This is a genomic window from Mesorhizobium sp. B1-1-8, from assembly GCF_006442795.2.
Taxonomy (GTDB): domain Bacteria; phylum Pseudomonadota; class Alphaproteobacteria; order Rhizobiales; family Rhizobiaceae; genus Mesorhizobium.
Genome location: NZ_CP083956.1, coordinates 3160200 through 3169682 on the forward strand (window position 1 = coordinate 3160200; position 9483 = coordinate 3169682).

9 protein-coding genes are annotated in these 9483 nt (G+C 61.6%); 2 read left to right on the plus strand and 7 right to left on the minus strand.

Annotated elements, in window-relative coordinates:
• Positions 1 to 148: 148 nt before the first annotated feature.
• The 3 genes from FJ974_RS15310 to FJ974_RS15320 all read right to left on the minus strand — a co-directional run bounded on the left by FJ974_RS15310 (position 149) and on the right by FJ974_RS15320 (position 4360).
• Positions 149 to 2296, minus strand: a complete 2148-nt coding sequence (locus FJ974_RS15310) for a ParB/RepB/Spo0J family partition protein (RefSeq protein WP_140532762.1) — start codon at positions 2294 to 2296, stop codon at positions 149 to 151.
• Positions 2297 to 2466: 170 nt separating this feature from the next.
• Positions 2467 to 3660, minus strand: coding sequence for a DUF932 domain-containing protein (locus FJ974_RS15315; protein WP_140532918.1), 1194 nt, complete (start codon positions 3658 to 3660; stop codon positions 2467 to 2469).
• A 193-nt stretch (positions 3661 to 3853) separates the two neighbouring features.
• Positions 3854 to 4360 carry an SOS response-associated peptidase family protein gene (locus FJ974_RS15320; RefSeq protein WP_140532763.1) on the minus strand — a complete coding sequence of 169 codons (507 nt, stop codon included), beginning with the start codon at positions 4358 to 4360 and terminating at the stop codon, positions 3854 to 3856.
• Between the two features lie 60 nt (positions 4361 to 4420).
• Between FJ974_RS15320 and FJ974_RS15325 the strand changes: the two genes are divergently transcribed.
• Positions 4421 to 5011 (plus strand): SOS response-associated peptidase, encoded by a 591-nt coding sequence (locus FJ974_RS15325; RefSeq protein WP_140532764.1) that lies wholly within the window; start codon positions 4421 to 4423, stop codon positions 5009 to 5011.
• A 21-nt stretch (positions 5012 to 5032) separates the two neighbouring features.
• On the opposite strand, the gene FJ974_RS15330 is transcribed toward FJ974_RS15325, so the two are convergent.
• Positions 5033 to 6397, minus strand: a complete 1365-nt coding sequence (locus FJ974_RS15330) for a hypothetical protein (RefSeq protein WP_140532765.1) — start codon at positions 6395 to 6397, stop codon at positions 5033 to 5035.
• Between the two features lie 213 nt (positions 6398 to 6610).
• On the opposite strand from FJ974_RS15330, the gene FJ974_RS15335 reads away from it, so the two are divergent.
• Entirely contained in the window at positions 6611 to 7921 is a 1311-nt protein-coding gene (locus FJ974_RS15335; RefSeq protein WP_140532766.1) for a hypothetical protein, read from the plus strand.
• A gap of 64 nt (positions 7922 to 7985) precedes the next feature.
• Here the strand turns inward: FJ974_RS15335 and FJ974_RS15340 are convergent, their stop codons facing one another.
• The 3 genes from FJ974_RS15340 to FJ974_RS15350 form a co-directional block, all read right to left on the minus strand.
• Positions 7986 to 8777 carry a DUF5677 domain-containing protein gene (locus FJ974_RS15340; protein WP_140532767.1) on the minus strand — a complete coding sequence of 264 codons (792 nt, stop codon included), beginning with the start codon at positions 8775 to 8777 and terminating at the stop codon, positions 7986 to 7988.
• 135 nt (positions 8778 to 8912) lie between these two features.
• A complete protein-coding gene (locus FJ974_RS15345; RefSeq protein ID WP_140532768.1) occupies positions 8913 to 9197 on the minus strand; it encodes a hypothetical protein in 285 nt (94 codons plus the stop codon).
• A complete protein-coding gene (locus FJ974_RS15350) occupies positions 9194 to 9475 on the minus strand; it encodes a helix-turn-helix domain-containing protein (RefSeq protein ID WP_140532769.1) in 282 nt (93 codons plus the stop codon). Before FJ974_RS15350 ends, FJ974_RS15345 begins: the two co-directional genes overlap by 4 nt.
• Between the last annotated feature and the right edge of the window lie 8 nt (positions 9476 to 9483).

Sequence of the window (9483 nt, forward strand, 5' to 3'; positions counted from 1 at the left end):
GGACGAGCCGGCCGGCGCTCTCTCTCGAACCGCCCGGACTCATCCGTCCCGGCGGGCCTCTTCCTCTCAAGGGCCGACACAAAAAAAGCGCCCCGCCGAACGGCAGGGCGCGGAGTGCGCGACGGGCGGGCCGCCTCGTGTCACCGTTCTATTCGGCCGCGATCATTCCCGCCGGCTCGTCGTCTTCTTCGGCGAGTTCGTCATCCTCACCGTCGTCAGCGAGGAATGCCGGCAGATCCTCGTCTCCGCTCTGGGGCGTAGCGTGTTGAGCATCGGAGGCTGCGGTGTCATCCGACATGCGCAGCGGTTCGGGCAGCCATCCACTATCCGCCAGCAGGCGTTCGGCTTCCTTTGCCATGTCGCCCTTCTTCATATGATCGACGAGCTGGGCGGCTCGCTCGCCGGCGCCCTCGCGGACAGCTTCCAGAATGCGGGTCTTCGTGACCCGGCCGAGATAGTTGCCAACCGTAGGCTTCCAGCCGGCTGCTGCCATGTCCAGTCCCGTGGCATGGGCAAGTCGATCTGCCTGGGCCAGTCGCACTTCGAGACCGTGGCGGCTGATGCCGGATGCGGCGTGCGGATTCGGCCGCTCATAGAGAGCGTTGACCCCGAAGCTCACGCAATGCGCCAGCAGATCGAGCCGCGTACCGTCATCGAGCTGTTCCAGCCAGTCCCAGAGCGCCTGATCATCGGCGGGAACATGATCGCCCCAATTTTCGTGGCGCGTCTGCTCCGATTGGGCGGCGGGGCTGGCCTTCATCTCCTCCGATTGGCCGGAGAGGTAGAGATGCCGGACGCTCGCCTCGAGGCAGCCGGTCGGCGCGGTGTGCCGGAAGGTGTCGCTGACCAGCTTGTGCAGCAGCATCGTCAGCGCGACCTGCGGATGGTTCGCCAGTGCATCGCGCAAGGCGAGCGTCCGATGGGCGGTCAGCTCGATGACCAGGCGTTCGGGCAGCGGCTTCAGGCCGTCGTCCTCGTCCTCATCATCTGCCGGAACGGGCTCGCCGCCGACGGTGATGACCGCGCGCTGGATAGCAGGCGCACGGATTTCCCCGGTGTCAGGGTCGACCTCTTCTTCCAGGGCGCCGTCATCCGGAGTGTCCACGGGCCGCTCGTCTTCGGGGCGGACGTAGCCGCGATCGACGGAAAGCGAACCGTCCGAGTCGATGCTGACGAACACGCCGGCGATGGCGATCTCGGTCGGGTCATAGCGAACGGGTCGATTGTCGAGCGCCTTCATGGCGGCTTCGATCTCGCCCAGGCGTTCGTCCACCTCGTCGGGCAGTTCATCCGCATCCTGGTATTCGTCGGTCAGCCGATCGAGTTCCGCCTGCAGTGCGTCGCGGGTGGCCTGTTCTTCGTCGCTCACGTCGGGCGGCGTGCCGTCGAGTTCGCGCAGGCCGTGGGGCACGCCATAGGGAATGCTGACGGCTGCCTCGACCCACTTCCAACCTTCAGCCGCGATCTCGTCGGCGATCACCTTCAGCTTTTCGGAGACGAGACGATCGAGAAGGCTGACATCCTGAAGCCAGCCGCCATCGTCGGACTGGAACAGATCGCGCAACACGAGACCGCCCGCGGCCTCGTAAGCGTCGAGGCCGACGAAGACGGCGCGCTTGTCGGAGGCGCGCGCCGTGGTTTCCGTCAACATGCGCCGGATATGGTATGGCTCCTTCTGCCAGCTATTGCGGATCTGCTCCCAGACCTGTTCCTGGCGAGCGTGGTCCTGCGATACGCTGAAGGCCATGAGCTGTTCGAGCGTCATGCCGTCCTCGGCATAGACGTCGAGCAGCGTCGGCGAGACTGACGCCAGGCGCAGGCGCTGCTTCACGACGTTGACGCCGACGAAGAAAGCAGCAGCGATGGCCTCTTCGGTCATGCCCTTGTCGCGCATGGACTGGAACGCGCGGAACTGATCGAGCGGATGGGCCGGCACGCGCTCGTCATTTTCCGCGAGCGAGATTTCTTCCATCAGGATGCCGCTGTTGCTCGCGCCGACGACGCAAGGCACCGCGGCGGTCTTGTTGAGGCGCTTCTGATTCACCAGCATCTCCAGCGCCCGATAGCGGCGGCCGCCGGCGGGCACCTCGAACATGCCGGTCTCGGCGCCCTCGGCATCAAGGACGGGCCGAACGTGCAGGGATTGGATGAGACCGCGCCGCGCGATCGACGCAGCCAGCTCCTCGATCGAGACGCCGGCCTTCACGCGCCGAATGTTGGACTGGCTCAGCACCAGCTTGTTGAAGGGGATGTCGCGCGCGGACGACAGGGTGATCTTCTGAATGGCAGTTGCCATGTTCGTTACTCCGCGACGGGCGCCGAGAGCCTCTCTCTCGAACCCAAACCCGTCACGAAGCGAAGCGCCGCCCTCTCACTCTAGGGCAGCGCCACCGGGTCGGGAAAACGGAAAGGTACGGAGACGCAAAACCGGAAACACGGAAAACCGCGCTTCCGGCTTCGCGGATATCAGGCGGCTCGCTCCAGCAGCTTCTTTGCCCTGGCCTCCAGGTCGAGCCGGGCGTCCTGATGAGGCTTGTCGCGCGCGACCGCGGTGATGCCCTGGACGAAATCGAAGATGCTCTCGGGCGGGCGGCCTTCCTCGGCGAGAACGGTGTCGATGATCTTGCCCGTCTCCGCCTTGGAGAACCCGCGCTTGCGCAGGAATTCGCTGCGTTCCTCGTCCGATCTGGCGACGATCCGCTCGCGCGCGGCCTTGATGCCGTTGACGAAGGGCACCGGCGACGAGTTCGCGAAGTTCAGCAGCGCAGGCGCGGCCTCGTGGGCGAAGCGGGACGCGGCGTATTTGGAGTGACGGATGGTGATCTCCTCGAAATCTTCCACGCCCCACAGATTCCTATTTTGGCAGACCGCGCGGAGATAGAAGCTCGCCATGCCGAGCGTCTTCGCGCCGACTTCGGAATTCCAGCAATAGAAGCCGCGGAAGTAGAGGTCAGGCGAACCGTCCGGCAGGCGGCCAGCCTCAATGGGATTGAGGTCGTCGACCAGGAAGAGGAATACGTCGCGGTCGGACGCATAGAGTGTCGTCGTATCTTTCGTGATGTCGACGCGGGGATTGTAGATGCCCGTCGACCAATCGAGCACGCCGGGCACCTTCCACCTTGTTTCGCCTGTGCCGTTGCCCGCAATGCGCTGCACGGCTTCCACCAGTTCGTGGTCGTAGATGCGACCATAGTCGGGCCCAGTCACGGCGCGCAGCTCGATGCGGCCGTTGTCGGTTTCGAGAGTCTTGATCTGCTCGGCCCGATGCGACGTCAGACCGTATTGCAGGTTGATGCCAGCCAGCGCCGCCGGGAGCTGGCGCAGATAGGCGGCAGGAGCGCCGACTTGGCTGGCGAGCTGGCCAAAGCTCCAATGGGTCGGGGCGACCGGTGTATCCGAACCCGGCAGAACGAGCGACAGCCGTTCCGGTTCGGTCCGGCTCGCTTCGACATGAATGAGCGCGGTTTCCACCACGCGCGTCCGGCTGCGTTCGGAGCGGCTACGCACCGAGTCTGCCAGCTCCGACAGCGAAAGGTAGCGCTCGTCATCCGGACGCGAAAACCACTCTGAGGAAACGCGACCGATCCGCTCGCCGCGGCTGACGTCCACCTTGTATCCGCCGCTCATGTCGCGGCGCGCGTCGAGAACCTGGATGTTCATGGGATTCAACTCCATGACGGGCGCCGAGAGCCTCTCTCTCGACATTCGACCCGTCATGGAATTCCCGTCCACCCTCTCACTCTAAAGGGGGCGTTGCGGGGAGGGCTCCCCGCAGAAGGGGTCGGCCGAGACCGTGGCTCGGCCGCAGGGGAAGGCTTTCCCCTCTCATTCGCAGTACCGCCAAAATTCAGTTTTAGAGCGCAAATGCTTCTTGACGCGGTTCGTCGTGATATTCGTCCACGCGATAAGTTTGTTTCGGGAACGGCTGCAACAGCACTGATTCCGGCCGGATCAGGTCAAGCCATGCCATCCGCTCCTCGCGGCGCAGCACCACCATTTGCCGATCATGATAGGGCGCGATGTCCTCATTCGCCTTGACGGTGAGGATTGCGTAGGCCTCGGGCCAGTCGCGCATGGCGGGCCGCCAGATACCCGCGAAGTAGAACCAGTCACCGTCCGCCAGCATGAAGCGATAGTGCTTGCCCCGGCTGCGATGTCGAAACTCCGAGGCGGGAATCAGGCAGCGAAATGTCGGAAAAGTTCGCCCCTCCGGTCGCACGACAGTAAACGGCCGCCCGTCGGGTTCGCGCGGCTGCAAGCCCCAAATCAGCTCGACCATCTCCACACCGCTGCCATCACGTTTTATGATGACGCGGCGATCGTCGAGCGATGTGGCTGTGTCAAAGGCCGTGGCGTTCATGACGTCAGGAACATAACAAGAACGAGGTCGCCGCGCAATGGCGATGGAGTCGGAGGCTAGATGTGCAATGACTATCGCCTGACGGTCGATCTGGCATCGATCATGGAGGATTTCGCGGACCTGAAGATCAAGATCCGGTTCTCCGAGGGTCGGCCGAATATCGAGTCCCGAGAGGACATCAAGATCACAGACGTGGCGCCGATCGTTCGGACGGTCGAGGGTCTGCGTGGCGAAGGCGATCTCGTGAACCGGCGCTGGAGCTGGCCTGCGCCGAACAAGCGGCCGGTTTATAATTTCCGCTCAGAGGGGCGCGAGTTCACATCGAACCGCTGCCTCATCATCGCCGATGGCTTCTACGAATTCACCGACCCAGAGGATAAAAAGAAGAAGCGCAAGGACAAGTGGCTGTTCACGAGGAAGAATGAACAGATCTTTGCGATCGCCGGGGTTTGGCGCGAGACCAAGGATGTGGGTGAGGCTTTCACGATGCTCACGATGGAGCCTGGCCCGGACATCGCTCCCTATCATGACCGGCAGATAGTTATCCTCGACCGCGACACCTGGGCCGGTTGGCTTGACCCATCCGTGCCGACGCAGTCGCTGATAAGGCCATTGGCGGCGGGGACGCTTCAGGTCGAGCAGATTGGATGAGTGCTCGTCGTTCCAATCTGCCTATGCATGCTCGTCTTGTTGGGGCGGTGGCGTCCACCCGTCGGCTTGCAGCGTCGCAATGACGTCCGCATACTTGTCGAGACGACCCATGCGGCGCAGATGGTCGTAGAAGCGGTTACGTGCGTCATGAGTGGGGCGGTCGGCCGGAATTGCATTGCGCAATAGGCCGAGCAGGCTCCCAGGCGTATCGGCAGCATCCCAATTTTGTCCGTTCTCTATTACCGCAGCCAGTAATTCGTCGAGTTGTTGGCTGCCGAGGCGGCCGGCGAAGGGAGCGATGAGGTCGCGGAAGTTCGCTTCCGATCCCCGAAAGCTGCCGGAATCCTGAAATTCCTCGACTGCGCGCGGCCATAGGTCACGGAGCGGCTGCGCCGCAATGGCATTTCCAAGGTGATCCCGGTCGAGGCCGGCAATGACATGAAGCAGAGGTTCGCGAAATTGCGGCAGGCTGACGCCTGCCAGCAATCGATACTCTGCCAGCGTCGCGGGATCGGTATGGTCAACAGTCTCCTGCAAGGCTGTTCTCGTCGGCTCTTGCAGCAACGGCCAGAAATCGGGAAAGGCGCCGATAAACGCGATCGCGCGGGGCCGGTGTTCCGGCTCGAGATTGTTGATCAGTCCAATGATGGCCAGCGATATGTCAGGCCATGTCGGGGCGGCGCGCTCCCGCACTGCGACGAGGGAGGAGACGATTTTGCGGTGTTGGGGCTCCCATTGCGGCGGCACACCCTTGAGCAGAGATTTCCCCAGGACCATTCCGAAATTGCGGATGTTATGGGCGCGGACACGCGCAAGGTAGCGCTGCTCCACATAGTCCAGGATCCGAACGTGCGCTGTGGGAAACCCCGTCGACAGCACGTCAACGTCGAACAGGTCGAAGATTGCCTTGCCCTGCAGCGGCTCCTGCGAAAGGACCAAGTCGACGGCGTTGACGAGATGGAGCCGCACCAATTCCGGGGAGGGCTCGAACAGCTCGGCCTCGGCCGAGAAGGCCGGGTGCGCACAAAGATGCCTGTCTTCACGGAGGCGTTCGAGATGTTTGTGTGCGATGCGGTTGACAGCTTGGGTATTGGTCGTCGCATCGTCGAGGATCGTCGCCTCAAGCTGAAGCAGTTTCCGGACGTCATCCGCGGCCGTTGCGGCATCCCAGTCGTGAAGGAACGCGGCGGCAGCGGCATCGCCCAGGGCGCTCAACTCGCGATATTTGGCGATTAGATCGTACACTAGGGCCACCCAAGCCGAGGTGAGAGAGGCGCGCAAAGCGCCTGCCTTGTAAGCTTTTACGGCGTCGAGAAAATAGATCTTCGACTGCGGCTGCCGAATACGCGTGAGCAATATGTCGAGATCTATGAAGCCTGCGTCCACGGCACCTTACCCAGAGCGCGATATATAAAAAAGATAGTATCTCATTGTATATGCTACCGGACATCTCGTGTCTTCAGCTGGTGCGTATAGCCGCGAACACGAGACGTATGAAAATCTATAATTTCCCAGTCCTCGCTGTGCCTGACGTGGTAGTCAAGCTCGTTGAACTTTGAGAGCACTGGTTGTGTCGAGTCGGACCGCGAGGTGGAATAGATGAGTGGCGTCGTAACTACTCCGGCGGTGTGGACCGCCGAGAAGATGGTCGCGTTGCCAGAGCCCAAGCGGCACCTTCACAGTCCCAGCCCGGTTGCACCGGGTTTTGTCGCCCCGATCGCGCCGCCTCACCTTTCATTCACCCCGATTGCTCTTGCCGGTGCGATTGCGCGAACGGCCACCACGCAAGAATCTGCCCCGATCGAGCTCCTTGAGCGAAGGACAGGCAATGCCCTCTCGGACCTGGAGTATTTGATTTCGGATGGTCCAACATTCGCGCTGTCGCCGAACTTCGAATATCTGATCGATATCGAGCGCACGCATTTTGCTGGTCAGGTCGGCAGCGGGATTACCCATCTCGTTATGGAGTCGCTGGGATACAATTGGCGCGCAAATGCGGACTGTCTGACGGCGACGCAGGAGCCGCACGGCGATTTGCTCTATGGCAATGGAAGCGTCTCCCGGCACGGGGTCGTTCTGACAGAGGCTCATGGGTCGTTCTCGGCACGGGCGAGCGCGGGGCACGTCCGCAAGGAGTGCGACGACAAGTATTTGCGCCAGGTGAGGCCGTGGGTCGGCGAGGACTCGCCGCACGGCAAGGTGATCCACGGGTATTCGGTGGCGTTTGGGTGCAAACCGAAGACGGCGGGCGCATCGGTCGCGTTGAGCGAAACTCGGATCAATAAGCCGAGGCGAACGGCAGATCGACCTCCTGCAGCGGAACCTGGTGGCGAGGCTCCGCTCGCGCCCACATCGATGGCTCTCACGACGCATCGGTCTAATTTTCTCCTGATGGGAGCGCGACCTGTCGCCAAATGGATCGACTGGCTGCATGGTGTCGGAGGGGCTCCGGCTGATCCAGGCCCCGTGGAGTTCCTCGTTCTGGAATATGCCGGTCGGCAATTCATGGCGAGTATCACCCCGCTTGTGCCGGTGGCCTCGCTGCGCTGGTGGTTCGACGAGATCTACGGTCACCCTTTTATGTGGCGGCATCATCCCCGCCATACGGACGGGAGCGTAGTTCGACAAGGGAGCGGTTGGTTCGTCATCGAACGCACGGCCGGCGAGCGATTCCTGCATGAATTGAGCGGTATGATCCGAGGTGGCCGAGAGCGTCAGCCGGCGCGCCTTGATCTACCAACCTTCAATCCAGAAGGTTTCGGCTTCGGCGGCGAGTTCGCCGCAATCCACCCTCGACGGGGCGAGTATGAATACGCGATGTTTTCCGACGGCCTGGCACTATTGGGCACTCCAAAGCGGGATCCAATTGTCCGATCTGTCCTCTGGTGGCCGAAGGATGGGGTGCAGTGAGCGTTCGTGATTCCTGGGAAGGTTTGGACCGAGAAGCGGTCGTTCCTGCGCCAATTGGGGCTTGTCAGGCGACCGGTTGCGCGTGCTCGTCCGGCACGTGATGGCGGGCCGCATGGCCCAGCTCCCGATAGCGACGCGTCAGATCTTGGAAGTCATCCCAGAGGTCGGTTCTCTCCTTGATCTTCATCAAAAACAGTGTTGCGAGAATCATTGAGAAGCCGAGTTCGGTGACGGTCACGAGCATATCGTTCTCGTCGAGTGCCGGGTCGACAATCAGCAGGGCTGACTGATCGTCGCGGTTTTCGATGTAGTGCCGGTTGAGCGAGGTTATGCTGACGTGTGCAGCGTCGCCCGAAACATTACGATAGCTGTGGTAGAGGCGCTCAAAATCGCTTCCGTTTAGAAGATCTCCCATCTGGATCTGCTTCGCGCCTTGCAGTCCCTGCGCGACAAAATCCTCGAGCATCTTGCGGACATCGTCTGACCCCGTGAATTTCTTGGCCTTCAAATGCAATCCGGCGCGTGCGTGCCGGTTCTTATAATCGTCGTCCTTCATTTTTTCGACATAGGCGGGGTCGCGATCCAAAGCGATCAAGTACATCGCGGCCTCGATGATACCGCGCGACTGAATCCGGAAATCGAGCTGGCGATCGTTCTCGATCAACAGCAGAGCGCCGTCGAATAGCGTCAGTGCTCGTGCGTAAAGTGCGGCCTTGATCGCGACGAGCTCCCGTTCCTCTTCGGAGGAAACGTGAACCGGCTCGTCCTCGGTAAAGCGTCGCGCGGTGGCCGAGTAGTCTCGTAGCCACGTGACCCATTCGGGCGAGAGTGACGGCGCTTCGACGTTGACTGACATTAGATCGCCTTCCCAACCGTTTCCATTTCTTGGGCCGGCTCTGGTGGGCAATGAATCGGTCGATGGGTTCGATACCTGTATGTTCGAGAGCATATAGGCTGCCTTCGAGCCTGAAGGTCATCTCCACCCGCGCGCTCACTGACGCCGAAATCGGCCGGTCTGATTGCCGACGAAACTGCACAGGAAAGTGTTGCCGGTCTGCTCGCTCGAAATCATCACCGAGCCGCGCCGCGGTTGCAATTGCGCACGGATAGCACCGGTGAACACGGACCATGGCATGTCTTCCGGTCGGCTTATCTCTAGGGTCGTCCGATGAGAGAGAATCGTAGCATCTAATCCACGTCGGCGCAGACGTCGGGCGGCCAAGCGGATATTGTCGCCCCTAACACGATTGAATTCACCAAAATAGCGTCTTGTCATTCGCCTTCGTCCTCCTCGTCGTCGCTTGCAAATGAGATCGTGACCGATGCCAAGCCGTTATTGCGGCTAAAGGCCACCAAAACTCCTTCCCCAACCAAGGCGCGTCGGATCGCTTTGATCGTGTCCGCCTTCGAATCGCGACCGCGTTCGACGTTGCTCACGGTCCCGGCAGACACTCCTGCACGTTCTGCAAGGTTGGCCTGATCCAGGCCAGCGAGCATGCGGGCTGCGGCGTAAGTACGTCCGAGCGCTTCGCTGTTCGAAAGGTTGAGTGGCATACGATGAT